Raw genomic sequence first — 24,918 nt, 5'->3', positions numbered from 1 at the left:
TCGTGAATTGCCGGGTGGCGCTTCGCTCACCCGGCCTACAAGAGTTAGACGCGCCCGTAGCGGTCGGCGAATCGCACCACGTCGTCCTCTTCGAGATAGGCGCCGGAGCGCACTTCAATCAGGTCGAGCGGAATTTTCCCCGGGTTTTCCAGGCAGTGCGTGACGCCCAGCGGGATATAAATTGACTCGTTTTCACCCAGCAAGGTGATTTCATCATTGAGGGTCACTTTGGCGGTGCCGGCTACCACAATCCAGTGTTCAGCCCGGTGGTGATGCATCTGCAGAGAGAGTCCCTCGCCCGGCTTCACGGTGATGCGCTTCACCTGGTAGCGGTCGCCAGAGTCGATAGAGTCGTATTTGCCCCATGGGCGATAGACTTCGCGATGGATATGGTGTTCGTGACGGCCATCGGCCTTAATTTTCTCGACCACCTTTTTCACGTCCTGCACCGCGTTGCGATCGGCGATAAGCACCGCGTCTTTGGTCTGCACCACCACCAAATCCTTTACCCCGACGGTCGTCACCAGTCCGGATTCCGCGTACACGTAGCTGTTTTCGGTTTTATGGCTTATCACATCGCCGTGGTGCACGTTGCCTTCCGGCGTATGGTTGCTGATTTCCCACAGCGATGACCAGGAGCCCACGTCGCTCCAGCCTGCGTCCATCGGCACCACCACCGCGTCGTTGGTCCGCTCCATGACGGCATAGTCAATGGATTCGTCAGGGCAGCTCAGGAACGCCTCTTCATCAACGCGAATAAAATCGAGGTCCGGGTCGGTCACATCCATCGCTTTTTCACAGGCGCTGAGAATATCCGGGCGGTATTTGCCGAGCTCTTCCAGGTAACGCCCGGCACGGAACAGGAACATGCCGCTATTCCAGTAATATTCGCCGCTGGCAACGTAGGCCTGAGCGGTTTCAAGATTCGGTTTTTCGACAAACTGCGCAACTTCAAACGCCAGCGCGTCACCCTCGCCTGGCGTGATCTCACCGCGACGAATGTAGCCATAGCCGGTTTCCGGCACATTAGGGACAATACCGAAGGTCACCAGCTTGCCGCTTTCGGCATATGGCGTGGCTTCACGTACTGCGGCACGAAAAGCGTCTTCATTCTGGATAACGTGGTCTGCCGCCAGCACCAGCATCAGCGGATCGTTTTCCGGTTCACGGCGCCTGGCCGCCAGCGCCGCCAGGGCAATGGCCGGCGCGGTATTACGCCCGGCCGGTTCAAGAATGATGTTCTCAGTCAGCTTGTTCAGTTGGCGCAGTTGTTCAGCCACAATAAAGCGGTGCTGCTCGTTGCAGATAACCACCGGACTTGCGCACTTGACCCCATCCAGTCGATTCACCGTGGCCTGCAGCATCGTCATGTCCCCTTTCAGGCACAGGAACTGCTTGGGGTACAGCACTCGGGACAACGGCCACAGGCGGCTGCCTGAGCCACCGGCCATCACGACCGGGAAAAGCGTAGATTGACTCATCGTTTAACCCCGAATATCAGCAATAAATTGGTTAAGAACGTGCTCTTTTTCGAGCGAGCGTTCTGCCCAGGCGCGGGCAATCGCATTGCGTTTTGGCATGCTCAGCGTCTGTTCAATCCCTTCCACCAGCGACGGAACCGATTCAGGCATAACGCACACTGCGATGCCTGGATTGTCGAGACACAGCTGTCCGAGCTCGGTGTCCGCTTCTGCGGTAATCACCGCGTTGCCGCCCACCGCCAGAATATTGGTCAGTTTGGACGGCAATACCGCATCCGCCGCGCCACGCTTCTGAATGACCAGATGGCAGTCGCCCATCGCCAGCAGGGCGGGTAAATCTTCATAGGATTGCAGCGGCAGGAACTTCACGTTGTCCAGCCCGCGTTCAGCGGCCATTTTTTCCAGCCGCGCTTTGCCGCCGCCCTGGCCGACAATCACAAACAGCAGCGGCTGTTCGCGAAGCTGAACAGCTGCGCTAATGACGCTTTCCAGCCCCTGTTTTTCGCCGATGTTGCCGGAATAAAGCACTATTTTGCGGTCATCAGGCAGCCCCAGCCGCTGACGCAGCGCGATAACCAGCGTCTCAGGCACCTCGCGAAAACGCGATACTTCAGACCAGTTAGGGAAGAAGATCACCTTCTCCGCCGGAACGCCCTTCTCGCAGGCTTTGTTCATCATCGAACGCGAGATAGTCGACACGTTGTCAACGTTGTGCAGCCCGCTGCGCTCAAAGGCGCTGGCAAGCCTGGCCACTTTTCCGGATTTGCCGTTACCGGCCATGCCCAGCCCTAACATCGCGTCGACTTCGTAATCCTGAATATGCAGCAGCGTTCGCGCCCCGGAGAGTTTTGCCAGCAGGCGCATGCCCGGCGTACAGAACAGGGTCGGCACCACGCCGATAATGCGGTCCGGCTTCCAGCGACGCTGGGCCATCAGCGGGAAGAAGCTGCTGAGCGCGAAGCTGCCAAGATGCAGCAGGCGCTTGAGCGTCGAGGGCTGCTTTGGTACGTACAGCGGGCAGCGCCACACCGTGGCCTCGCCCTCTTCCCGGCGGTAGCGCCAGCTTGAGTAGTTCACTCCAACCTGCCATTCCGGGTAGTACGGCGGTGCGGTAATCACCCGCACTTCGTGTCCCTGTCGCGCCATCCATTCCACCATTTCGCCGGTGTATTTGCCGATGCCGGTCAGTTCAGGCGAGTAGTTAATGCCATACACCAGAATCTTCATAAGCCCGGTACCTCGGCCATTTTGTCGACCCGGAAATAGGCACGGCTGTTTTCGTGGACGTTATCCGCCGCCAGTAGCGCCTTAGGGCTCATCCAGCGATAGTCGTTATGCTGAGCTTCTGGAAGCGTGAGCGCATCAGCATCCACCTGCAGGCGGAACCCCAGCACGATGTAATGGGTGGAAAAATCCGTACCCGAAAAGTTGTCATCGTAGAAATGCTGCCAGACGCCGTAGAAGCGGCCTGCCGTCATCGGCAGGCTCAGCCCCAGTTCCGCCAGGGTGAGGCGGGCAAAGGCCTCGGCCAGCGGTTCATCTTTCTGTACCCGGCCGCCAGGGACAAACCAGAATCCCTGCGCTGGACGGTTGGTGCGTTTACCTAGCAGAAACTCGCCCTGCGCGTTCTCGACGATCAAATCGATAGAGATGAGCGGCGTAGACTGCACCACGGTGGCAAACGCCTCCTCGTTCAGAAACATGCGTTACCCCCGGAAGCGGTGCTGGTTTTCAAGGAACCACTGGTAGGTACTGGCAAGACCAGCCTCCAGCGAAATCTCGTGATACCAGCCCAGTTGATGCAGGCGTGATACGTCGAGCAGCTTGCGCGGCGTCCCATCCGGCTTGGTGGCGTCAAACACCACGCGGCCTTTAAAGCCCACCACTTTCGCCAGCGTCTGCGCCAGCTCGCGGATGGTACAGTCAACGCCGGTACCGACGTTGATGTGCGACAGCATTGGCTGCGTGTTTTCCAGCCACACGCTGCGGTCCAGCTCCATCACGTGAATGCTGGCAGCCGCCATATCATCGACATGAAGGAACTCGCGCATAGGGGTACCGCTGCCCCACACCACCACGTCGGCATCGTTCTTCTGCACCGCTTCGTGGAAGCGACGCAGCAGCGCCGGGATCACGTGGGAGTTGCTCGGGTGGAAGTTGTCGTTCGGCCCGTACAGGTTGGTCGGCATCACCGAGCGGTAGTCGCGGTTATGCTGACGGTTGTAGGATTCGCACAGCTTGATACCGGCGATTTTGGCAATCGCGTACGGCTCGTTAGTCGCTTCCAGCGTGCCCTGCAGCAGTTCGCTTTCGTGCATCGGCTGGTTGGCCATCTTCGGATAAATACAGGATGAACCGAGGAACAACAGCTTGTTCACGTTGTGCGTATGCGCTGCGTGAATGATGTTGCTTTCAATCATCATATTTTCGTAGATGAAGTCCGCCGGGAAGGTGTTGTTGGCGACAATACCGCCCACCTTCGCCGCCGCCAGATACACCTGAGTGATATTTTCGCGGGCGAAGAAATCGTTCACCTCGCGGCTATCCAGCAGGTTGAGTTCGTCGCGGCTGCGCAGAACCAGATCCACGTCGCCGCGCTGCTCAAGCTGTCGGACGATGGCAGAGCCCACCATTCCCCGGTGGCCCGCCACAAAAATACGTTGTCTGGTCATACTCAAGACTCCAGCGCGATCGCCACTTCGTAACCGTGGGATTTGAGCAGGGAGTGTTTTTTCGCCGCTTCGAGGTCTTTGGCGACCATTTCAGAGACCATCTCCTGCAGGGTGATTTCTGGTTTCCAGCCCAGTTTTTCGTGCGCTTTGGTTGGGTCACCGAGCAGGGTTTCCACTTCAGCAGGACGGAAGTAACGTGGGTCAACGGCTACCATCACATCGCCCGGCTTCACACCCGGCGCATCATGACCGGTCACGGAGACCACAATCCCCTTCTCTTCCACGCCTTTGCCTTCAAAGCGCAGTTTAATACCAAGCTGTGCTGCGGCCATTTCGACGAACTGACGCACGGAGTACTGCACGCCGGTGGCGATAACGAAATCGTCCGGCTGTTCCTGCTGCAACATCATCCACTGCATTTTGACGTAGTCTTTGGCATGGCCCCAGTCACGCAGGGAGTCCATGTTGCCGAGGTACAGGCACTTCTCCAGACCCTGGGCAATGTTGGCAATCGCGCGGGTGATTTTACGGGTCACGAAGGTTTCGCCGCGGCGCGGGGATTCGTGGTTGAACAGGATGCCGTTACAGGCGTACATGCCATAGGACTCACGGTAGTTAACGGTGATCCAGTAGGCATACAGTTTGGCGACGGCATACGGCGAGCGCGGATAGAACGGGGTGGTTTCTTTCTGCGGGATCTCTTGTACCAGGCCGTACAGTTCAGAGGTAGACGCCTGATAGAAACGGGTTTTCTTCTCCAGGCCCAGGAAGCGAATGGCTTCCAGCAGGCGCAGCGTGCCCATCGCATCCACGTCAGCGGTATATTCCGGGGATTCAAAGGATACGGCCACGTGGCTCATCGCCCCCAGGTTATACACTTCATCCGGCTGCACTTCTTGCAGGATGCGCGTCAGGTTGGAGCTGTCGGTCAAATCGCCGTAGTGCAGGTGAAATTTCGGGTTGCTGCTGTGTGGATCCTGATAGATGTGATCGACACGTTCGGTGTTAAAAGAGGAAGCACGACGCTTGATCCCGTGAACTTCATACCCTTTTTCCAGCAGCAGCTCCGCCAGATAAGAACCATCCTGCCCGGTTACGCCGGTAATAAGTGCGACTTTCGACATTATATTTTCCTCAAATAGTCCCGTTTAGGGAGTAACTTTCTCAACGCGTTGACGCGTGACCACTGCGGGATTGCCACGGCAAATCACATTTGCCGGTAACGATTTAAAAACGCTGCTTCGCGCACCAACGATGGTGCCGTCGCCAATCGTTACACCGGGTGCAACAAACACATCCGTTGCCAGCCAGCATTTCTCACCGACCACAATAGACGCGGCGTTAATATCAAAATGCGCGCTCTGATAATCGTGGCTGCCGGTGCACAAATAACATTTCTGTGAAACGACTGAATTTGCCCCAAGAGTAATATCACCAAGGGTATATAACACTGTGTCATCGCCGACCCACGCATAATCACCAATGGTTAATTTCCACGGATAGGTGATTTTCACCGAGGGGCGAATCACTACGTTTTTTCCTATTTTTGCGCCAAACAAACGCAATAAAAATGCACGCCAGCGGTAGAGTATCTGCGGAGACCAGGCAAATAATGTTGCCTGCACCGCCCACCAAATTTGAACTTTAATGCCTCCGGCACCGCGAAAACCTTTGGGTACCGTAAAGCCAGATAAATCCTGCATTCTGCTTCCTTATGCTTTGTGATATAAGGCTTTCGTTTTTCCGGTCGTCCGCAGGCGTAATAAATAAGATAATTCCGTCAGCACAGCTGGCATGCGTAATATTTCACGCTGAACTTTTTTAGCATCCTGACACAGTTGCAGATTGTTAGTGGTTGACACGCCGCCCATCGAAAATTCCGACACCAGTCCTTTAATTCGCTTAAAGGCATAGCCTGACTTATACATTCTGGCGGCAAGTGCATAATCTGATGAAACACGATACTGCACATCGTAAGGATAATTTCTCAGCCCACGCAGCGGGAAGAAAATAGCCTGATGGCTGGCCGGTAGACTGTGGTAAATATACCAGCCCTGCTTCGCACTGCGGCGAACCTGGGTGCCGTCACCGAAGTCGAGCATAGCATCGCCGAGGTACATGGCATCATCAGGCTTACCGCGCAACTGACGGACAAACTGCGAGACGTCAGGGTGAAAGCTGTCACCAGAATTGAGGAACAGAACAAACTTCCCCTGCGCCATGCGGATGCCTTTATTCATCGCGTCATACAGCCCTTTATCCGGCTCGCTGACATAGCGTAACTTGTACTGTCCATTACGTTTTTCGAGAAATTCCGCGGTGCCATCTTCAGAGCCGCCATCGACCACAATCCACTCAAAATCGAGGCTGGGATCGTTAGCCAGATGCGCCAGCGAGCGCCAGGTTTTCATCACACCATCGTAGTTGCGAAACGCCACGGTAATCACACTTAACAACATGTTTCACCTCATCTGCTGTCGGCAATATTCAGCGCTTTACGCAGAATAAAAGGACACACAATTAAAAATGCATATTCCGGGCTAAATATCGAACCGGTAAAAAATAATGACACCGGCGTAAAAAGATACAACTGCACGGCGAAATTGCGATTATTCCCAAAAGCGTTAATGAACATTTTAAAAACATAATACAGATAGCCAGCCGTTAATATTACGGCAAACCATGAAAAATAAATCATTAACAGGTACAGACCATTGTCTATTGTTTTTCCGACATCCGCACCGTTAAATATTCCGAATGATGCAACATATTCGTAAAGAGAACCGAATCGCACCACTCCATCAATGCTGGTCAATGAATAACCAACCATCACCAGCGGGCCGATAATACGATAATATGAGGATGACCCTTCCGTTCCCAGGTCGCCAAGACGTTCCGCAATATACGGACCGGCAAATATCAACCCGACAAAGAATGCGCCTAATGAAATAATTGCCAAGGGCAATTTCTTCTTGATCGCCTCTTTATTCAGATACTGAAATGCCCACTCCAGCAGGTAAAACAAGATAAATGTCATTACCCCGGAGAACGACCCTGAAAGAATTATCCCTGCGAGAATCATAGCATCAGATTTTGGGGTTTTGATACCAAACTGTTTGATGCAGAGCCAAATTGAGATTAATGCCAGAGCGAAGAATGCCGGTTCAAAATAGAGGGCCGTGGTACGCTTACCGCCGAACTTGATAAAGTTCAGAACATAGCTATTGCTGTATATAAGATATTTCGAAATCATCTCAATCAGGCTACTGCTGCCCGAGAGAATAATTTGCATCATTTCCAGCGCGGCAATCGTCACCACGATGCCGATGACCACGTAAAAGAAGCGCAGGATCTTACGATGGTTATGCGGAGAAATCGTTTTAAAACGAATGCTCCACACCATGCCAATGATGATAACGATGTAAACAAACAGCATCGTCGAGGTGACGTATTTACTCGGGTCCAGCGACTGGCCGAACACGTAGTTAAACAGCGTCAGCCCTACGCCCACCCCAAGGGCAATCATCAGCTTTTTCAGGTTAATGCGTTCAACGAACAGCAGCAGCAGGAGCGGGAGAAAGGTCACGATGGTGATGGGAAAACTCTCGCCAAGCTGCGCCAATTTGACGTTAACCAGCAGGTAGATTAACGGCAGCAGCAAATAGCTACAGACTCTGATAGAACGAGACATATTCCTCCAGCATCTGTTGTCCGCTATAGGCCTTGCGGCTGCGGGCGCTAAATTCACCAAGCGTGGTGCCAAACACCGCCTGGGCTATCTCCGCTTTCGTTCGCTGCACCAGCGAAATGACCGCACTTTCATCCACCGTATGGCCGCCGGATTTTTCCAGCACCTCTTTTGCCGCATCGCTATGGGTGGCAATGACCGGGACACCAATCGACAGCGCTTCACAGAGAATGAGCGGATAGTTATCAACGCGGGAGCTAAACAGCAGCGCGTCAAGCTGGTTTAGCTCGCTCATCAGTTGGCGCTTATCGGTCAGAAAACCGTGGTTCACCACGTTGGCGCCTTCAAACGGCGAGAACTTACCGAAGGTATGAATTTCCACGTTATCGCCAAGCGCCATCATCTCGCGCACCAGTCGCTGGTTGGTTTTGCCGTCGTAGCGCAGGTCGTGCGCAACCACGGCAATTTTTGGTCGAGCCGTAGTCACCGTCATCGGCTTCAGATCCGCCAGAATTGCCTCCGTCGCCACATCTATACCGTTATTGATAATCAGGCAGCGCCCCGGGCCATAAAGGCTATTAAAGGCGTCTGCCACGTGCTGGCTGGGGGAGATAAACTGGCAGCCAAGTGCCAGCATGCGGCGGAAGAGTTGGCGCTTTTCTTCCACCTGCTGATGCGCGCGATCTACCTTTACCGGCGGATAGTTCTCCAGCGTCGGGCACTTCTGGCAGCCACTTTTCCAACCATCGCAACCGTCGAGAAACGCACAGCGTCCGGTCACGCTCCAGTGGTCGTGCAGCGTCCAGACCAACGTGACGTCCGCTTTGTGCGCTTTGACGCGCTCGCAAAAATCAATCACCTCGGTGAGATTCAGCCAGTAGCTGTGCATCACATGAAAATGCAGTACCACCGGACCCTCGGTGCGGGTCACCTGACGGTAGAGGTTATTCAGATTGCCAAACAGGTCGCGGTTAAACAGACGGAACAGCGCAAGATTCGCCATCGAGGTCAGGCGTGTCGTCTGCTTCATCACCTGCGGGTAGCTGTCGTGGCTGACGCTTTTTTTGCCACCTTTACCGTAGCCATAGACAAACTGCGATGACAATCCCTGACGCAGCGCACGCTGATGCAGGTCCAGCGCAACGCCCGCCGCGCCGCCTTCGGCCAGGCGCACGTTAAATTGCATAATATTCATTTAATGACCTTCACTCTCGCCTTCTCCCCCACGACAAGCGCGTGGTCGGGAATATCGTCCAGCACCACGCTGCCCGCGCCGATAGTCACATGGTTGCCGATGGTGATGCCGCCAATAATCACCACGTTCGCACCCAGCTCCACGCCGTTGCCAAGCGTTGGGCACGCCAGGCTATTCGGGCCGCGGTTGCCGAGCGTAATCCCGTGGCGGATGGTTAAATCATCCCCCGCGACGACGTTTTTATTAATGACCACCGCATAACCGTGGTGAATGGTGAAACGTCGGCCAATGGTTGCCGCCGCCTGAATTTCATAGCCAAAGAAGCATTCGGTGATAATGCGATAGAGCACCAGCACCGGCGCGGCCCACAGATTATTGAGGACGTTTTTTTTGCGCCACACCGAGCAAAAATGGGCAATACGATAGGCCGTCACCATGCAGCACGGACGCAGGCTCCAGCTATTGGCACGTAAATCTTCCAGTAGCATTATTTGCTCCGTAATCCATCAACCCAACGCTTGCCGTTGCGCACTGACAGCAGGGTCAGAAACGTCTTCCAGGTCATACGCTTATTGCGGATCTGGTACAGAGTGAACAGCTGGTACTTCTTGCTGGCACGGTCAAACTTCTCTTTATGCTTGCGATAGAAGCTGAAATAGCCGGAGAATTTTTTCGGCGAGGAGGTTATCTGCATTTCCCCGTGGTTGATGTGCAGGATTTGCGTCGCCGCCTCAATTTTCCACGGTTCACCGTAGGCCATCACCATACGCAGGAAGATGTCGTAGTCCTGCGCCGCCTTTAGTTCGGTATCAAACAGGCTCTCTTTAAAACGCCACGCCCAGCTAAAGACCTGGTTGCCAATGATGTTGCGTTTGTAGAACAGCTCGCGAGAGAACGGTGATTTCGGGTACAGCGGCAGGCTCGCTGGCTGCGAATACACCTCCCCTTCACAGACGTAGTCGTTGGCGTAGAGAAACGCGTGGCTGGTGAGCTGCTGTTTATCTGCCAGAAAGGTCGAGAGCCGCGTTGGCGTCCACTCGTCGTCGTCGTCGATGCCGGTAATAAACTCGCCTTTGGCCTGTAAAATCGCCTGATTGCGCACTGCACAGGCGCCGGAATTAAAATCGTTGCGGGTATACTGCACGCGGCTATCGTTCAGTTCGTCGATGTACTGCTGGAGCTGCTCGAAGCTGCTGGAACAATCATCGACGATAATCATTTCCCAATGGGGATAGTCCTGGCGCAGAACCGACTTGATGGCGCGAATCGCCAACTGCTGTCGGTTCCAGGTCGGCATATAGATGGAGATCAACGGGTAGTCTGTTGTCATACGATATCCCTTATGGAGTAGCCCGGCCGAGTGAAGCGACGCCGGGAATGCCCCGGAGTCGGCGCTCGCGCGCCTCGTCCGGGCTACAGGTGAGGTGTAAAAATTATTTTGAGTCCGACTGATACTCGTATTCGTAGTAGCCGTAATCCTGATAACCGGTAGCACGACGGAAGATAGAGTTGAGGATCACCCCTTTCACCGCGATGCCGTTCTGTTCGAAGCGGCTCAAGCTGGTCTCTACTTCTTTGAGCGTGTTCACCGCATAGCGTGTGACCATCAGCGTGGTACCGGCATGGCGTCCCACAATCGCGGCATCGGTCACCGCAAGAATTGGCGGCGTATCGATCAACACCAGGTCGTAGTTCGCACTCCCCCACTTCAGCAGCTCGCTAAAGCGCTCCCCCATCAGCAGTTCAGACGGGTTCGGCGGGATTTGTCCGCGAGGAACGAGGTCAAAGTTGGCAACCGACGTTTTCTTCGCACACTGTTCAATCGGCGTTTTGCCCACCAGCACATCCGACAGGCCGTTATCGTTGGTGGTGCCGAGCAGTTCGTGGGAGTAGCCCTTACGCATATCGCAGTCAATCATCAGCACGCGCTTGTTGGTCTGGCTAATCACCGCAGCGAGGTTGGCGCAGACGAAGGTTTTACCGATGGAAGGACTCACGCCGGTCATCATCAGCACGTTGTTTTGCGCCTGCATCATGGCGAAGTGCAGACTGGTGCGCAGGCTACGAATCGCCTCTATTGCGAGGTCAGTAGGGTTACCCACCGCCAGCAGCTGACTTTGCTTATAGCGCTTCACGCCGTTGACGCTCTTCACGCTATCGCGGGATTTCTGCCATTCAGAAAGTGGAATGCTGGCGTAAACGTTAATACCATGTTCTTCCAGCACCTGCGGGCTTTCGATACCGCGATTAAACAGCGAGCGCAGCAGTACGCCGACAATCGACAACATCAGGCCAAGAATAATGCTGCCAAGCACAATCAGCGCTTTCTTCGGTTTTACCACGCCCGGCTGGGTAATCGCCGGGTCAACGATACGCACGTCGCCCACGGTGCTAGCCTTGGTGATTTTCAGCTCCTGCTGTTTGTTCAGCAGCTGCATATACACCTGCTGGCCGGACTCCACGTCACGGGTCAGGCGCACAATTTCCTGCTGGGTTTTTGGCATCGCGGTGACGCGTTGGCTCAGCTTCGCCTTCTCTTCTTCCAGCGCACGACGTTTCTCCAGCAGCGTGCGGTACGCCGGGTGTATTTTGGTGTAGAGCTTGGAGATTTCAGCTTCGCGGAAGGTCAGTTCATTCAACTGGGCATCGATGTTCACCATCGAGTCGAGTACCGATTTTGCTTCCAGCGGCAGGTCGACGGAGTCTTTCTGTTGACGGTAGGCGTTCAGCTTGTTTTCAGCAATATCAAGCTGGCTACGTACCTGCGGGAGCTGGACTTCAAGAAACTCCAGGCTCTTTGCCGCCTCTTCGGATTTACGCGCCACGTTCTGCGCCACGTAGTTGCGGGCAATGCTGTTGAGGATTTCGCGGATCTGGTCTTTGTCTTCCCCCACCATGGTCAGCGTCAGCACGCCGGAGTCTTTACCATCTTCGGTAACGCTCAGGCTATTTTGCAGGGTATTGATCATCCCCAGGGTCGAGTATTTGGTGACCGTAAAGCTGGCCCCTTCATCGGCGGCAATCCCCGCAACCATTAGCGATACGCCGCCTTTGTTGACAGGCTCACCCACTTTGCCATCAACGCTGAAACCGCTATCGTTGCTAAAACGGAAGGTGGTTGGACTCAGGACATCAAGCGTAAAGGTGCTATCGGCCATCGAGGCCGGACGCTCGAAGGTGGTGACTTTGACGGTCTGGTTCTGACGCCCCATTAAGCGATCCCAGCCAGCCCCGAGGATCGGGAAGGTGTTTTTGCTGACCGCAATATCGAGGTCCAGGTCGTCGACGGTTTTGCCCAGTACCAGACGCGAAGTGATCATCTGGATCTCTGCCTCAGAGGCAGGTGGCTTGCTGGTTAAAGCGTTACTGATGTCCTGCACCAGCGCACTGCCCTGATTCTGCTCAATACGTACCAGCGCATCGGCGCTATAAATCGGTGTAGCAAAGATGGCGTAGACAATCGCGGCGGCGGCGAACAGCGCGGTAATGCCAACCACCCACCACTTCGCTTCAATAACGGTCCCCACCAGGCGGCCAATATCAATCTCATCACCGCCCGAGGCCGCCGGGCTTATTTGTTTTACTTTATCAGTCATGGTTATCCCTGCTGAGCTTTCAATGCCTGCGCCCACTGGCTGGCAGACCTGTCGAGTAACTGGTACACCGCTTCAAATGCTTCGCGACTTTTGCGATACGGATCGGGGATTTCTCGTTCGTTATCCCAATGCCCAAAAAGCATCACTTTGCCGCGCATCTCCGGCGCCATTTCATGCAGGGTGGCAACGTGTCGCCTCTCCATCGCCAGAATGAGATCGTACTCCCGGCACATACGTCCGGAGATTTGCCGTGCGCAGTGCCCTTCAAGGGAAATGTCATGCACCGCTGCGACGCTGGCGGCGCGCTCATCCGCCGCTTTCCCGACCAACGCCCCCAGCCCAGCCGACTCGACGGTGACCGCCGGGAGATGACGGCGTAACAGACGCTCCGCCGTAGGGGAACGGCAGATGTTCCCCACGCATACCACGAGAATTTTGTTAAACATGTCGGTTACCAGTCGTGAATGTCTTTTGCCGTATCGGTCATGTAGCGAACGCCACTGATGGTCGGCAACAGTTGGTTGATCAGACGGTTCCAGCGGGCAACCGGTGCGGTAGTGACGTAAACCACGTCGTAAGGCTGCAGAACAAAGTTGGTCGCCATCACCAGCGAGGTCGCATCGGACATATCCAACTGGTAAATGTTAGCCATCTTGCCGTTGTTGCCCTCTTTGGTCGGACGAATCACGAAGATACCGCTCGCATCCGAGGTGGTCAGGTCGATACCTTCCGCCTGGCCGAGCGCTTCGGTCAGCGTCATGCCGCTGAAGTCCATTTTGAGCGTACTCTGTTTCTTCACTTCGCCCATCACGAACACTTTCAGGTCGTCGTTGCGCGGCACAAACAGAATGTCGCCCGGATAAAGCAGACGGTTCTGGCTCAGATCGCCGTTCTGCATCAACGCCTGAACGGAAATACGCTGTTCGCGGCCATCGTGCGTCAGCACCACGTTGCGCCAGTCGGCCAGTTCGCCCAGCCCACCGGCAGCGTTAATCGCATCCAGTACGGTCAGCGGTACGTTGGTGATCGCCTGCTGGCCGGATTTATTCACCTGGCCGGAGACATAGACTTTCTGCGAGCGGAAGGCGGCGACGTTCACGTCAACCTGCGGGTCGGTAATATAGGCTGCCAGCCGCTGGGTGATGGTCTGGCGGATTTCCGCCAGCGTGCGGCCTTTAACCTGAACTTTGCCGATGTAGGGATAGAAAATGGTGCCGTCAGGCTGGACCCAGTTGCCGGTATCGCTGGAGCTACGATACTGCCCCGCCGGGGTCGTCAGCTCCGGGTGGTCCCAGACGGTGACGTTCAGTACGTCACCCGAGCCCACGCGGTACTGGTAATTGCTTAACTCCTGATCCAGCGACATGTTGGGCTGCGCGACGTTAGGACGCGGGCGTAATTGTTCAATCAGTCGCGGGGTCAGCGGATAAACATTCACCATTCGGCCAATGTCATAATCAGCATCCTGCTGCTTAATCACATCTTTTCCGTAGGTAGACATATTGCTGCCTGGAAGTATGGTGCAACCACTCATCAAGGTTACCGACACCAATAATGGCATCAATTTTAGTTTGGATTTCATCATTGATTATTTATCACTTTGGCAGAAAATTATCCTGTGCGAATTAAATTAATCCGTACCATTTGATTACCCTAACACTCACCATGCATTTATTTTCCGGTGAATATAACTGGCATATATCTGAAAAAAGTTTGGATTCGTCCGCAGGCTATTGACAGAATAATCGAGGCTTTGCTTCACGCTTTCAGGCACGCTACCGCCCTTGGCTCTCAGCTACCAATTCACCTAAAAATCATGTTGTTATGAGGAATCCAGCCACGCTAAAAATAAACGTAGAGAATATTCCTGGATATATAATGCAGGGATTTTCATTCCTGCATGACTATTTCATGACGTACCTCAATGGCTATTCCATTCAGTACCGGGAGAATTGTTGCAGCTAAGCGAATAGCAGGCAAGGTTAGCCCCGCTTAAAAAATAATTTTAAGAATAAGATTAAGATCAATACCGTATGACTTTTTAGGATTTTCTTTATATTGACAACTTTAGTACCGCGCCACTTAAAAATATATTCTCAATAATAAACCTAAGGCCATTTCTCGCTATTATTTCCTGACGTACATTGGTTTTTTGCCGCGAGAAATCGCAGCCAAACGTTGCAATTTGCCGTCGCTTTATCCATGATCAATTCGTCAAGTAACATAAGGTTTTAACCAACGTATGGAATGGATTGCCGATCCGTCTATTTGGGCGGGACTCGTGACGCTGGTCGTCATCGAGCTGGTTCTCGGAATTGATAATCTGGTGTTTATCGCCATCCTCGCAGAAAAGCTGCCACCAGCCCAACGTGACCGCGCGCGCGTCACCGGCCTGATTCTGGCGATGCTTATGCGTCTGCTTCTGCTGGCCTCTATCTCGTGGCTGGTAACCCTGACGAAACCGCTGTTCAGCATTCGTGATTTTACCTTCAGCGCTCGCGACCTGATTATGCTGGTCGGCGGCTTCTTCCTGCTGTTTAAAGCGACGGTAGAGCTCAACGAGCGGTTAGAAGGAAAAGATAACGACAACCCAACACAACGGCGCGGCGCGCGTTTCTGGGGCGTTGTGGCGCAAATCGTGGTGCTGGATGCCGTCTTCTCGCTCGACTCGGTCATCACCGCGGTCGGCATGGTCGACCATCTCGCCGTCATGATGGCGGCGGTTATTATTGCCATCAGCCTGATGCTAATGGCCAGCCGGGCGCTCACCCGTTTTGTGAACAGTCACCCAACGATTGTCATTCTGTGTCTGAGCTTCCTGCTGATGATTGGCTTCAGCCTGGTGGCGGAAGGCTTTGGCCTCGTCATTCCGAAAGGTTATCTGTACGCCGCTATTGGCTTCTCGGTGATGATTGAGTTCCTGAACCAGCTGGCTATCTTCAACCGTCGTCGCTTCCTCACCGCTAATCAGTCGCTGAGAAGCCGTACCACCGAGGCGGTGATGCGCCTGCTGAGCGGTAAAAAAGAGGATGCAGAACTTGATGCCGGCACAGCTTCATTGCTGGTAGACCAGGACAGTCAGCAAATCTTCGACCCGCAGGAACGGCGGATGATCGAGCGCGTGCTGAATCTCAATCAGCGTACGGTAAGCAGCATCATGACTTCCCGTCATGATATCGAGCACATCGATCTCAGCGCGCCGGAAAGCGAAGTGCGCGCGCTGCTGGAGAAAAACCAGCATACCCGCCTGGTGGTGACCGGCGGTAATGATGAAGAGGATTTACTCGGCGTCGTACACGTTATCGACCTGCTGCAGCAGTCGCTGCGCGGTGAGCCGCTGGATCTGCGCGTGTTAATCCGCCAGCCATTGGTCTTCCCGGAAGCGCTGCCGCTGTTGTCGGCGCTGGAACAGTTCCGCAACGCACGAACCCACTTCGCCTTCGTGGTGGATGAGTTTGGTTCGGTTGAGGGGATTGTGACGCTGAGTGACGTGACGGAGACCATCGCCGGTAACCTGCCTAATGAAGCAGAAGAGATTGATGCGCGCCACGACATTCAGAAGAATGCCGACGGTACGTGGACCGCGAATGGGCATATGCCGCTGGAAGATTTGGTGCAGTACATCCCGCTGCCGCTGGACGAGAAGCGCGAATACCACACCATCGCCGGGCTGTTGATGGAACATCTGCAGCGTATTCCTAAAGCCGGTGAGGAAGTGCAGATTGGTTTGTGGACACTCAAAACGCTGCAGGTAGAAAGCCACCGCGTGCAGAAAGTGCAGATCATTCCGCCGCCGCAGAATGATGAGTGGGATTACGAGGTGTAGTGAGAAGTCTGTCCCGGCGGCGCTTCGCTTAGCCGGGCTACTGAATATCATGAATAAATAAAACCCGGCAGAGCTTCGCAATGCCGGGTTTTGTTTGTCAGCCGGATGGCGGCTACCGTCTTTTCCGACCTACTGTTTATCCAGAAGCTTCTGCACTTCCTTACCGGACTGCGTCCCTTTATTCCGCTCAGCCCAGTCATTCAACCGGCGCTTAGCTTCATTTTGTAGCTGACGTCGCAGGATTTGATCCACCTGCAAACTGTAATTCAGCGCGGACCATTTACCGTATACGCGCAGCGGAATGGCCGTTTGCTTCAGCATATCAATCAGTTTCCCCTGCCCTTGCCAGCCGTCAATCACCTGAACGGCAAACTGTAAATCGCCCTCTTCTTTCAGCAGATTCAGCGTCCCTTTACCGTTCAACGTCATCAGGGATGAGGAACCGCGGATATTACTGAGCGTCAGAATACCGCTATCAAGGTCAATATCCGTCGTCATCTTATCCAGCTGCGTGGCGCTATCGTAGTTTTCCTGGGCACGCACATCGGTACTGCGTTCAACGGCCTGCTGGACCAGCTGTTGGAAGTTGAGCCCCTCGGTACGGGTATTTTGCATCTCAATAGACGCCTGTCCCTGCCAGTCACGACGGAAATGGTTTGCATCAATCACGGTGCCGGAGAAATCCCCTGCCAGCGACATTTTGCCGGTCATATTGATAGGGTAATTAAAGGCTTTGAGCAGGCTGCCAATCTGGATGTTATCGAGCTTCGGCTGGAATTCTGCCTGCGGCGTGCCGTCACGCGCATCGAGCGTACCTGGCAGGGAAAGCGTCCCACCATCAAGCGAGCCTTCCAGTTGGGTGATTTGCAAAAGACCGCGCTGGTTGCTGGCCGCAATACTGACGTTGGTGAACGGCATCCCTCGCCAGCTAATCTGTTTCGCCGTCATTGCCAGCGTCCCTTCAAAGCCGCTCAGTCCACTGTAAGGGACAACCCTAACCCCATTGGCAATAATCGGACGTGGCTGCTTAGGCGTTGCCTGCGCCTTCTGGACACCATTGCCGCCGTTAGGCAGGATATCCGAATGCAGCAGCAGGTTATCCAGATTGAGCTTATCGGATTGCAGATTCAGCACCCAGACCGGGGAATCCCCCAGAATGACGCTGCCAGAACCCGCCAACGTACTGTCATTGGCCGTCAGGCTAAGATTGCTAAAGCTCAGCTTTTTCGTGGCATCCTGCCAGCTGGCGTTAAGACTTCCATTACCGCTAATTCCCTGCGGCGGAAGGTCTGCGCCCTGAAGCTGCCAACTGAGTTGAGATAACTGGGCATCAAGGCGTTGAGGATAGTCACCCGCCTGAACCTGCGCGGAGAAGCTAAGAGTTAAATCGCGCTGATCGCGGTTGAGGCGGCCGGAAAAATCTACTTCAGCCTGATGATTGGCATCCTGCTCCATCTGCAGGCGAATATCGCGTACCGTGACCTGTTCATCATCTTCATGCTGGAAAACCAGCACGCTGTCGACAACCTGCAGCGCACCGATATCAAACGACCAGCCGCGATCACCGGGCTCCTGCGGCAGCGATGTGCCTTTCGGGGCGACCGGGGCATTTTGCGCGCGTTCGGCTTCCGTTTGCGGCGTGAGCTGAATAACCGCCCCTTTCAGCATCACCTGCTTCACCTGAAGCTGATGAGAAAGCAGCGGCAAAAGCGCCACATCAAGACGCATATTGTCAGCCCGCACCAGCGGCGCGGTGGCGCCCGGCGCGGTGAGGGTCATTCGCCCTGCGAGGATGCTTAAGCGCGGCCAGACGTGCCAGCGCAGAGAACCATCGAGCTGAAGCTGGTAGCCGCTACGCGCTTCTACCTGCTTCACCATATAGCTGCGGAAATCGTTAGGATTCACCAGCAGCACCAGCGATGACAGGCCGGCAACCAACACCACCAGCAGGATCATCAGCGTCGTCAATATTCGTCTCATGGCACCCTCATCAGGTTCGCGATGGTTCAGTCTTTATCGATACGACTGGCGACCGCACCCTGCTGGTCGCGGTACTTAGCATCTTCGCGACGGTTATATGGACGAGCGGCCGGGCCGGACAGCGGCTCAAAGCTCAGCGCGCCAATCAGCATGCCGGGACGCAGCGCCAGCGGCAGTTTGCCTGAGTTGTAGAACTCCAGCACGATGCAGCCAGACCAGCCTGGATCGATACGGTGCGCGGTCACGTGTACCATCAGCCCCAGACGCGCCAGCGATGAACGACCATCAAGCCAGCCGACCAGGTCCGCCGGCAGCGTGACCGACTCCAGCGTGACCGCCAGGGCCAGTTCGCCCGGGTGCAGATAGAATGCATCGCCTTCAGGCAGCACAATCTCTTCGCTCATCACGCGATCCAGCGCCGCGCTGACTTCCGCCTTCGGGCCGCTTAAATCAATATAGGCCGCCGTATGACCGCTGAAGGTCCGAAACTTATTGCCCAAACGTACGTCAACCGTCGCGCCATTGATACGCTCAATCGGCGGACGCGGGTTAATCGACAGTCGGCCGTCATCCAGCCAGGCTTCTATATCTCGGTCACACAGACGCATATCACTCTCCTTAATGTACTACTGCCCTCTTCCGGCATGGTTGAGGGCTATTAATGCACGTTACACAATTCGCGTGAGTTATTCAAAAAACTGACTAATTTTCGCTTTCAGAATATCGATGGCGATGCGGTTTTTGCCTCCGCGCGGCACGATGATGTCAGCGTACTGCTTGGAAGGTTCAATAAACTGCAGGAACATTGGACGCACGGTTTTCTGATACTGCGCCATCACGGAGTCCATTGAACGCCCGCGCTCGTTAACGTCACGCTTAATACGACGCATCAGGCAGATGTCTAACGGGGTATCGACGAAAATAGAGAAGTTCATCTCTTCGCGCAGACGCGCATCCGTCAGCAGCAGGATCCCTTCAAGAATGATCACTTTTTTCGGTTCGATGTGGATCGTTTCCTGAGTACGGGTGTGCTCGACGTAGCTATAAACCGGCAGCTCAATAGCGGTGCCGCGTTTTAAGGTCTGCAAATGCTGGAACAGAAGACTGTGGTCCATCGCGTTAGGATGGTCGTAATTGGTTTTAACCCGCTCTTCCATGGACAGGTGACTTTGGTCTTTATAATAGCTATCTTCAGGGATAACACCGATATGCTCATCACCAACCTGCTCGCGTAACTCGCGATACAGCGTACTAGCAATAAGACTTTTACCTGAAGCCGATGCGCCGGCGATGCCTACAATGACGCACTGATGAGACTTATCAGTCATAAATTTTGCGACCCGATTAACCTGGATGATAGGAAGGACGGCACGGACAGACAATATTATTCAAGAGGTGAAGTTCTGAATAATCACATGTACCAGCGCCAAACGCGGCAATTATAGGGATTTCATAGCGACGATACCAGTCGTATGCATCGATCGGCGGCGACAATCGGTGAAACGCCGCCGAGGCGCGTTGCAGCGCAAATCGTTATTCATGAAGAAAATATTACACTTGTGATCAATTGCCGATTATTGTCAATAAGTGTCATCGAACCGATAAATGGCGCGTAAGTTGGTGCATACTCGACGGTAATGTCAGCAAGGCCGGACCGTGTCGCTCCGGATAATCGTGGTAATGAAGAAAGAAAAACAGTACATCCCCATCGTTCTGACCTCACCGTTTCGCACGGCGCAACTCCTGTTCAGCCTTGGGCTCCTGACGTTCCTGTTCACGCTTTACTCCTTCGCGCTAATGCATCATCCGAGTGACCTTTCGCCGGTGTGGCTTCCAACGGCCGTCATGATGGCGGGATTCTATCGTTTTAAACGTTCCCTATGGCCCGGTATTGCGTTGGCGGGAGCATTGGGCGTTATTGCTGCAACCAGCCTGTACTCACCGTCGGCGGTCGGGCTCACCTACCCGGCGATTAACATTCTGGAGGCGCTGGTCGGTGCACTGCTACTGCGCCGCTGGCTGGTGCTCGATAACCCGCTGCAAAACCTGGTGGACTGGACCCGCATGGCGATCGCCTGCGCACTGGTGCCAGCGTTGCTGGGCGGCATTCTGGTCGCCAGCCTCTCTCCCGGCACGAACGCATTGCAAACGCTGATAGTGTGGGCGATCGCTGAAGCCACCGGTGCGTTAGCGCTGGTTCCGATTGGCCTGCTGCTGAAAGCCCGGTTTGCCACACGTTATCAAAATACCTCACTGTTGTTCTCTACGCTGCTGACCACCGTGATTACCCTGGCGCTAAGCATTACAGCCATGCTCTATCTGCCGTGGCCGTTCACCTTCATCATGGTGTTGCTGATGTGGAGCGCCGTACGCCTGCCGCGTTTAGAGGCGTTTATCATTTCCCTGCTGACCATTATGGTTGTGCTAATGCTGACCTCACTGCACCCGCTAGTTCAGCACATGATCGAAAACACGCTCGCCAGCTATCGTCTGAACGATTTGCCGGGACTGCCGTTCCTGATGGTACTGCTACCAACCGGCGTAATGAGTATCGCCATGTACGCCGTGCACAACGAACGCCGACATATTGCCGAGAGCGAAACCCGCTTTCGTAATGCGATGGAGTATTCCGCCATCGGCATGGGGCTGGTCGACACTTACGGGCAGTGGATGCAGGTCAACAAATCGCTGAGTGCCTTCCTCGGCTACAGCCAGGAGGAACTTCACCGGATGACCTTCCAGCAGGTGACCTGGCCGGAAGATTTAGCCACCGATTTGGCTCAACTCGATCGACTGAGTTGCGGTGAAGTTGACAGCTATTCATTGGAAAAACGCTACTGCACCAAGCAGGGAGAAGTCGTCTGGGCGCTGCTCGCCGTCTCGGTCGTGCGCAATGACGACGGCACGCCGCTTTATTTCATTAAGCAGGTTGAAGATATCAACTCGCTGAAAAAGAGCCGTGAAGCGAATAAAGCGTTGATGGCGGGGATAACCCAAGCCAACGAAGCGTTGTTCCAGGAAAAAGAGCGCCTGCATATCACCCTCGACTCCATTCATGATGCGGTGATCAGCACCGACAATAAGCAAAACATTATTTTCATGAACCCGGTCGCGGAAAAGATGAGCGGCTGGAAACAATCGGAAGCTCAGGGCAAGCCGTTGCTTAGCGTGTTGCGTATTACCGAAGGGCCGGATGGAGAGAAGCTGGAGGCACTCAGCGCACAGGCTGGCCCGGAAAGCGATGCCGCGTACGACAACACTCTAAAAAATCGCTTCGGCGGCAGCTATGATATTCACTACAGCATGACGCCGCTGAAAACCCTTGATGGTGAACGAATCGGGTTCGTACTGGTTATTCAGGACGTGACCGAGTCGCGTAAGCTGTTGCGCCAGCTAAGCTACAGCGCATCCCACGATGCGTTGACCGGGCTGCCAAACCGCGCCAGTTTTGAAAGCCAGCTGAAAGGCCTGCTGAAAGCACTGCCGGGTAGCCACCAGGCGCACGCGCTGATTATGCTCGATCTCGATTTCTTCAAAGCCGTTAACGATAGTGCGGGCCACGCTGCGGGCGATGCCCTGCTTCACGAAATTGCCAAGCTGATGCGCTCAGTGCTGCGTCCCAGCGACATTCTGGCGCGTCTGGGCGGCGACGAATTCGGTTTTATTCTGCGCCACTGCTCCACAGAGCAAGCGGTAAATGTTACCGAGCGCGTCGTCGATGCGATTAATCACTACGAATTTATATGGGCAGGCCGCCTGCACCGGGTAGGTGCCAGCGCTGGGTTAACGCTGGTACATGAGCACAACGCAAAACTGGCAGAACTGTTGGTACAGGCCGATGCCGCCTGCTACGACTCAAAAAACAACGGTCGCGGTAGAGTCACGGTCTACACGCCGGTGGTTCATACCGGCGACCAGTCGTCCGTATGCCAGATATGCAATAATGCGTAGGAGCGCCAGGGCTGCCAGCGCGCGGCATAATCGCGAATCTGCGCGGGCGTCATGCCTGGAAACCGCTGTTTAATCAGGTAATCATCCGGCAGAAAAATATCCTGTGCATGCCAGGCGCGCAGCGCAAAGTAGTTTGCCGTCCAGCGGCCAATGCCAGGAAACTGCTGCAGCATTTTTAGCGCCTGCGGGACATCTGCTGGTAGCGTCTGCGGCAGCTCACCGTTGACCGCTGCCTGAGCGAAATAGATAAGCGCCTCCGCGCGTTTTAGCGGCATACCCAGCGCTTTTAATGCCAGCGGGTCGCCCGCCGCCATACGCTCGGCGGTAGGAAACAGGAAAAATCCCTCGTCTTCAGCCAGCGGCTCACCATAGAGCGCCACCACTTTCCCGGTCAACGTCGCGGCCATCTTCACGCTAACTAGCTGGCCGAGAATCGCCCTTATCCCCTGTTCAAATGCTTCAAGCGCCCCCGGCAGGCGCAGCCCCGGTCTGGCGGCAGCAAGACTCCCCAGCGAGCGTTGAATCTGCTGCGGGTCGCAGTGCAAATCCAATAATCTGGCCACGCCGTCCAGCGCCTGGTCGGCAACCGGCATAAGCCCGGCTGTGAGCGTGATGCAAAGTCGGTTATGCGCCACGTCGGGCGACATGGTGATAAGCCCGTGATGTTCGCCACAGCGCCAACTGCGGGTGTAACTACCGTCCTGAAAGCGTTCAATGCCGCTGACGGCACGCGCCTGTAGAAAGCCAAACATCCATTGCCAGTCGTACGGCGGTAACCACGGCAGTTCAAACATCGTTGCTCCTTAAACACATAACGGTAGGCCCGACGTCATAGCATAGCGGGTAATCACCTCGATAACCTTGCTTTCATATTCCTGTTGCCGCCTTCGCGACATTCCGCTAAAGTCGCCCCCCTTTCTTCACTGGCATGGGGATGATTGACGTGTTTATTGGTTTTGATTACGGTACGGCGAACTGTTCTATCGCCGTGATGCAGGATGGCGCTCCGCGCATGCTGACGATGGAAAACGGCAGTACGCTGCTGCCTTCTATGCTTTCTGCTCCTACGCGTGAAGCGGTGAGTGAATGGCTCTATCGCCATCATCAGGTTCCCGCCACCGGCGATGAAGCGCAGGCGCTGCTGCGTCGGGCGATGAACTTCAACCGCGAAGAAGATATCGATGTGCTGAGCAACAGCGTGCAGTTTGGCCTCGCCTCACTCAAACAGTACATCACGGACCCGGAAGAGGTCTATTTTGTTAAATCACCAAAATCCTTTCTTGGCGCGAGCGGTCTGAAACCGCAGCAGGTTGCGGTATTTGAAGACCTGGTCTGCTCGATGATGCTGCATATTCGCCAGCAGGCACAGTCACAGCTGACGGAAAGCCTGGATCAAGCGGTGATCGGCCGCCCGATAAACTTCCAGGGGCTTGGCGGCGATGAAGCCAACGCCCAGGCCGTCGGCATCCTTGAACGTGCGGCAAAGCGCGCGGGCTTTCGTGACGTGGTGTTCCAGTATGAGCCGGTCGCGGCAGGGCTGGAATTCGAAGCCACGCTCAGCGAAGAAAAACGCGTGCTGGTCGTCGATATCGGCGGCGGTACCACCGACTGCTCAGTGCTGCTGATGGGGCCACAATGGCGCACCCGTCACGACCGTGAACAGAGCCTGCTGGGCCACAGCGGTTGCCGCGTAGGCGGTAACGACCTCGATATCGCGCTGGCCTTCAAGAGCCTGATGCCGCTGCTCGGCATGGGCGGCGACACCGAAAAAGGCATCGCTCTGCCGATTCTGCCATGGTGGAACGCGGTGGCTATCAACGACGTTCCGGCGCAGACCGACTTCTACAGCGCGGCTAATGGCCGACTACTGCGCGACCTGGCGCGCGATGCCCGAGATGCAGAGAAAGTCTCTCTGCTCTATAAAGTCTGGCAGCAGCGCCTGAGCTACCGCCTGGTGCGTAGCGCCGAAGAGAGCAAAATCGCGCTGTCCGAAACCACCCAGATTGACACCTCGCTGCCGTTTATCAGCGATGAACTGGCGACCGCCATCAGCCAGGACGGTCTTGAAGCGGCGCTGAACCAGCCGCTGACGCGCATCCTCGAGCAGGTGCAGTTGGCGCTGGAAAACAGCAGCGAAAAGCCGGACGTCATCTACTTAACCGGCGGCAGCGCACGCTCACCGCTGATTAAGAAAGCGTTGGCCCAACAGCTTCCCGGCATACCAATTGCCGGCGGCGATGATTTTGGCTCGGTAACCGCCGGTCTGGCCCGCTGGGCGCAGGTGGTTTTCGCCTGATATATCGTCGTTGACTTCGCTGTTTTTTCGACCTATCGTAAAGGAGTTAGGGTAAGGGAGGATTTATCCTCCCCCTGGTGTCTTAGTAAGCCGGTAAGCTAAACACTAAGAGTATCACCAGTATGATGACTAACTTCATCATAACCCTTTCCTTATATAAGGCCCCTTCGTCAGGAGGGGCTTTCCTGTTTTAGCGCCCTGCTAAACGCCGCTGACGGTAGCACGCGTCGGCA

At 54.9% G+C, this 24,918-nt stretch carries 22 protein-coding genes; 3 read left to right on the top strand and 19 right to left on the bottom strand.

Annotated features, from left to right (window positions below; all coding sequences use genetic code 11):
* Nucleotides 1-44: 44 nt before the first annotated feature.
* The 14 genes from cpsB to MY052_RS08455 form a co-directional block, all read right to left on the bottom strand.
* Nucleotides 45-1,481 (bottom strand): mannose-1-phosphate guanyltransferase, encoded by a 1,437-nt coding sequence (gene cpsB, locus MY052_RS08520; protein WP_248538559.1) that lies wholly within the window; start codon nt 1,479-1,481, stop codon nt 45-47.
* Nucleotides 1,482-1,484: 3 nt separating this feature from the next.
* Complete coding sequence (gene wcaI, locus MY052_RS08515; RefSeq protein ID WP_248538558.1) at nt 1,485-2,708, bottom strand: colanic acid biosynthesis glycosyltransferase WcaI; 1,224 nt, start codon at nt 2,706-2,708, stop codon at nt 1,485-1,487.
* On the bottom strand, nt 2,705-3,184 hold the full coding sequence (locus tag MY052_RS08510; protein ID WP_035893734.1) for a GDP-mannose mannosyl hydrolase: 480 nt from the start codon (nt 3,182-3,184) through the stop codon (nt 2,705-2,707). Before MY052_RS08510 ends, wcaI begins: the two co-directional genes overlap by 4 nt.
* Nucleotides 3,185-3,187: 3 nt before the next feature.
* The gene (fcl, locus tag MY052_RS08505) at nt 3,188-4,153 is read right to left on the bottom strand and encodes a GDP-L-fucose synthase (RefSeq protein ID WP_035893736.1); all 966 of its coding nucleotides are present in this window, start codon (nt 4,151-4,153) and stop codon (nt 3,188-3,190) included.
* 2 nt (nt 4,154-4,155) lie between these two features.
* Complete coding sequence (gmd, locus tag MY052_RS08500; protein WP_035893738.1) at nt 4,156-5,277, bottom strand: GDP-mannose 4,6-dehydratase; 1,122 nt, start codon at nt 5,275-5,277, stop codon at nt 4,156-4,158.
* 24 nt (nt 5,278-5,301) lie between these two features.
* The gene (wcaF, locus tag MY052_RS08495) at nt 5,302-5,856 is read right to left on the bottom strand and encodes a colanic acid biosynthesis acetyltransferase WcaF (RefSeq protein ID WP_248538557.1); all 555 of its coding nucleotides are present in this window, start codon (nt 5,854-5,856) and stop codon (nt 5,302-5,304) included.
* A gap of 9 nt (nt 5,857-5,865) precedes the next feature.
* On the bottom strand, nt 5,866-6,612 hold the full coding sequence (gene wcaE, locus MY052_RS08490) for a colanic acid biosynthesis glycosyltransferase WcaE (RefSeq protein ID WP_202217632.1): 747 nt from the start codon (nt 6,610-6,612) through the stop codon (nt 5,866-5,868).
* Nucleotides 6,613-6,620: 8 nt separating this feature from the next.
* Nucleotides 6,621-7,844 carry a colanic acid polymerase WcaD gene (gene wcaD / locus MY052_RS08485; protein WP_248538918.1) on the bottom strand — a complete coding sequence of 408 codons (1,224 nt, stop codon included), beginning with the start codon at nt 7,842-7,844 and terminating at the stop codon, nt 6,621-6,623.
* Nucleotides 7,819-9,036, bottom strand: coding sequence for a colanic acid biosynthesis glycosyltransferase WcaC (gene wcaC / locus MY052_RS08480; RefSeq protein WP_248538556.1), 1,218 nt, complete (start codon nt 9,034-9,036; stop codon nt 7,819-7,821). Before wcaC ends, wcaD begins: the two co-directional genes overlap by 26 nt.
* Nucleotides 9,033-9,524 carry a colanic acid biosynthesis acetyltransferase WcaB gene (gene wcaB / locus MY052_RS08475; RefSeq protein ID WP_035893749.1) on the bottom strand — a complete coding sequence of 164 codons (492 nt, stop codon included), beginning with the start codon at nt 9,522-9,524 and terminating at the stop codon, nt 9,033-9,035. The genes wcaC and wcaB overlap by 4 nt, the downstream gene beginning before the upstream one ends.
* Nucleotides 9,524-10,366 carry a colanic acid biosynthesis glycosyltransferase WcaA gene (gene wcaA, locus MY052_RS08470; protein WP_035893751.1) on the bottom strand — a complete coding sequence of 281 codons (843 nt, stop codon included), beginning with the start codon at nt 10,364-10,366 and terminating at the stop codon, nt 9,524-9,526. Before wcaA ends, wcaB begins: the two co-directional genes overlap by 1 nt.
* 103 nt (nt 10,367-10,469) lie before the next feature.
* Entirely contained in the window at nt 10,470-12,632 is a 2,163-nt protein-coding gene (gene wzc, locus MY052_RS08465; RefSeq protein WP_035893753.1) for a tyrosine-protein kinase Wzc, read from the bottom strand.
* A 2-nt stretch (nt 12,633-12,634) separates the two neighbouring features.
* Nucleotides 12,635-13,078 carry a low molecular weight protein-tyrosine-phosphatase Wzb gene (wzb, locus tag MY052_RS08460; protein ID WP_035893755.1) on the bottom strand — a complete coding sequence of 148 codons (444 nt, stop codon included), beginning with the start codon at nt 13,076-13,078 and terminating at the stop codon, nt 12,635-12,637.
* A gap of 5 nt (nt 13,079-13,083) precedes the next feature.
* Nucleotides 13,084-14,217, bottom strand: coding sequence for a polysaccharide export protein (locus tag MY052_RS08455; RefSeq protein WP_035893757.1), 1,134 nt, complete (start codon nt 14,215-14,217; stop codon nt 13,084-13,086).
* Between the two features lie 657 nt (nt 14,218-14,874).
* Here MY052_RS08455 and MY052_RS08450 point away from each other — a divergent pair.
* Nucleotides 14,875-16,458 carry a TerC family protein gene (locus tag MY052_RS08450; RefSeq protein ID WP_035893760.1) on the top strand — a complete coding sequence of 528 codons (1,584 nt, stop codon included), beginning with the start codon at nt 14,875-14,877 and terminating at the stop codon, nt 16,456-16,458.
* A 129-nt stretch (nt 16,459-16,587) separates the two neighbouring features.
* On the opposite strand, the gene asmA is transcribed toward MY052_RS08450, so the two are convergent.
* The 3 genes from asmA to udk form a co-directional block, all read right to left on the bottom strand.
* Nucleotides 16,588-18,438, bottom strand: a complete 1,851-nt coding sequence (asmA, locus tag MY052_RS08445) for an outer membrane assembly protein AsmA (RefSeq protein ID WP_202217627.1) — start codon at nt 18,436-18,438, stop codon at nt 16,588-16,590.
* A gap of 26 nt (nt 18,439-18,464) precedes the next feature.
* A complete protein-coding gene (gene dcd / locus MY052_RS08440; protein ID WP_035893765.1) occupies nt 18,465-19,046 on the bottom strand; it encodes a dCTP deaminase in 582 nt (193 codons plus the stop codon).
* A 78-nt stretch (nt 19,047-19,124) separates the two neighbouring features.
* Nucleotides 19,125-19,766 (bottom strand): uridine kinase, encoded by a 642-nt coding sequence (gene udk / locus MY052_RS08435; RefSeq protein ID WP_035893767.1) that lies wholly within the window; start codon nt 19,764-19,766, stop codon nt 19,125-19,127.
* Between the two features lie 352 nt (nt 19,767-20,118).
* Between udk and MY052_RS08430 the strand changes: the two genes are divergently transcribed.
* Complete coding sequence (locus MY052_RS08430) at nt 20,119-22,389, top strand: diguanylate cyclase domain-containing protein (RefSeq protein WP_248538555.1); 2,271 nt, start codon at nt 20,119-20,121, stop codon at nt 22,387-22,389.
* On the opposite strand, the gene alkA is transcribed toward MY052_RS08430, so the two are convergent.
* A complete protein-coding gene (gene alkA, locus MY052_RS08425) occupies nt 22,341-23,183 on the bottom strand; it encodes a DNA-3-methyladenine glycosylase 2 (RefSeq protein ID WP_248538554.1) in 843 nt (280 codons plus the stop codon). The two genes, MY052_RS08430 and alkA, sit on opposite strands and share 49 nt — an antisense overlap.
* Nucleotides 23,184-23,332: 149 nt before the next feature.
* Between alkA and yegD the strand changes: the two genes are divergently transcribed.
* The gene (gene yegD, locus MY052_RS08420; protein WP_248538917.1) at nt 23,333-24,685 is read left to right on the top strand and encodes a molecular chaperone; all 1,353 of its coding nucleotides are present in this window, start codon (nt 23,333-23,335) and stop codon (nt 24,683-24,685) included.
* A gap of 82 nt (nt 24,686-24,767) precedes the next feature.
* Here the strand turns inward: yegD and MY052_RS24280 are convergent, their stop codons facing one another.
* Complete coding sequence (locus MY052_RS24280) at nt 24,768-24,824, bottom strand: type I toxin-antitoxin system Ibs family toxin (RefSeq protein WP_223883156.1); 57 nt, start codon at nt 24,822-24,824, stop codon at nt 24,768-24,770.
* Nucleotides 24,825-24,918 lie beyond the last annotated feature (94 nt).

The sequence above is a fragment of the Kluyvera ascorbata genome (assembly GCF_023195735.1).
Taxonomy (GTDB): Bacteria; Pseudomonadota; Gammaproteobacteria; order Enterobacterales; family Enterobacteriaceae; genus Kluyvera; species Kluyvera ascorbata.
Note: the sequence above shows the minus strand (reverse complement) of the source record. Positions and strands in the feature narration are given on the sequence as shown.

What these genes read in the sequence shown, in the direction of transcription:
- cpsB (WP_248538559.1), bottom strand. Translation starts at nt 1,481, where the DNA reads ATGAGTCAATCTACGCTTTTCCCGGTCGTGATGGCCGGTGGCTCAGGC.
- wcaI (WP_248538558.1), bottom strand. Translation starts at nt 2,708, where the DNA reads ATGAAGATTCTGGTGTATGGCATTAACTACTCGCCTGAACTGACCGGC.
- MY052_RS08510 (WP_035893734.1), bottom strand. Translation starts at nt 3,184, where the DNA reads ATGTTTCTGAACGAGGAGGCGTTTGCCACCGTGGTGCAGTCTACGCCG.
- fcl (WP_035893736.1), bottom strand. Translation starts at nt 4,153, where the DNA reads ATGACCAGACAACGTATTTTTGTGGCGGGCCACCGGGGAATGGTGGGC.
- gmd (WP_035893738.1), bottom strand. Translation starts at nt 5,277, where the DNA reads ATGTCGAAAGTCGCACTTATTACCGGCGTAACCGGGCAGGATGGTTCT.
- wcaF (WP_248538557.1), bottom strand. Translation starts at nt 5,856, where the DNA reads ATGCAGGATTTATCTGGCTTTACGGTACCCAAAGGTTTTCGCGGTGCC.
- wcaE (WP_202217632.1), bottom strand. Translation starts at nt 6,612, where the DNA reads ATGTTGTTAAGTGTGATTACCGTGGCGTTTCGCAACTACGATGGTGTG.
- wcaD (WP_248538918.1), bottom strand. Translation starts at nt 7,844, where the DNA reads ATGTCTCGTTCTATCAGAGTCTGTAGCTATTTGCTGCTGCCGTTAATC.
- wcaC (WP_248538556.1), bottom strand. Translation starts at nt 9,036, where the DNA reads ATGAATATTATGCAATTTAACGTGCGCCTGGCCGAAGGCGGCGCGGCG.
- wcaB (WP_035893749.1), bottom strand. Translation starts at nt 9,524, where the DNA reads ATGCTACTGGAAGATTTACGTGCCAATAGCTGGAGCCTGCGTCCGTGC.
- wcaA (WP_035893751.1), bottom strand. Translation starts at nt 10,366, where the DNA reads ATGACAACAGACTACCCGTTGATCTCCATCTATATGCCGACCTGGAAC.
- wzc (WP_035893753.1), bottom strand. Translation starts at nt 12,632, where the DNA reads ATGACTGATAAAGTAAAACAAATAAGCCCGGCGGCCTCGGGCGGTGAT.
- wzb (WP_035893755.1), bottom strand. Translation starts at nt 13,078, where the DNA reads ATGTTTAACAAAATTCTCGTGGTATGCGTGGGGAACATCTGCCGTTCC.
- MY052_RS08455 (WP_035893757.1), bottom strand. Translation starts at nt 14,217, where the DNA reads ATGATGAAATCCAAACTAAAATTGATGCCATTATTGGTGTCGGTAACC.
- MY052_RS08450 (WP_035893760.1), top strand. Translation starts at nt 14,875, where the DNA reads ATGGAATGGATTGCCGATCCGTCTATTTGGGCGGGACTCGTGACGCTG.
- asmA (WP_202217627.1), bottom strand. Translation starts at nt 18,438, where the DNA reads ATGAGACGAATATTGACGACGCTGATGATCCTGCTGGTGGTGTTGGTT.
- dcd (WP_035893765.1), bottom strand. Translation starts at nt 19,046, where the DNA reads ATGCGTCTGTGTGACCGAGATATAGAAGCCTGGCTGGATGACGGCCGA.
- udk (WP_035893767.1), bottom strand. Translation starts at nt 19,766, where the DNA reads ATGACTGATAAGTCTCATCAGTGCGTCATTGTAGGCATCGCCGGCGCA.
- MY052_RS08430 (WP_248538555.1), top strand. Translation starts at nt 20,119, where the DNA reads ATGAAGAAAGAAAAACAGTACATCCCCATCGTTCTGACCTCACCGTTT.
- alkA (WP_248538554.1), bottom strand. Translation starts at nt 23,183, where the DNA reads ATGTTTGAACTGCCGTGGTTACCGCCGTACGACTGGCAATGGATGTTT.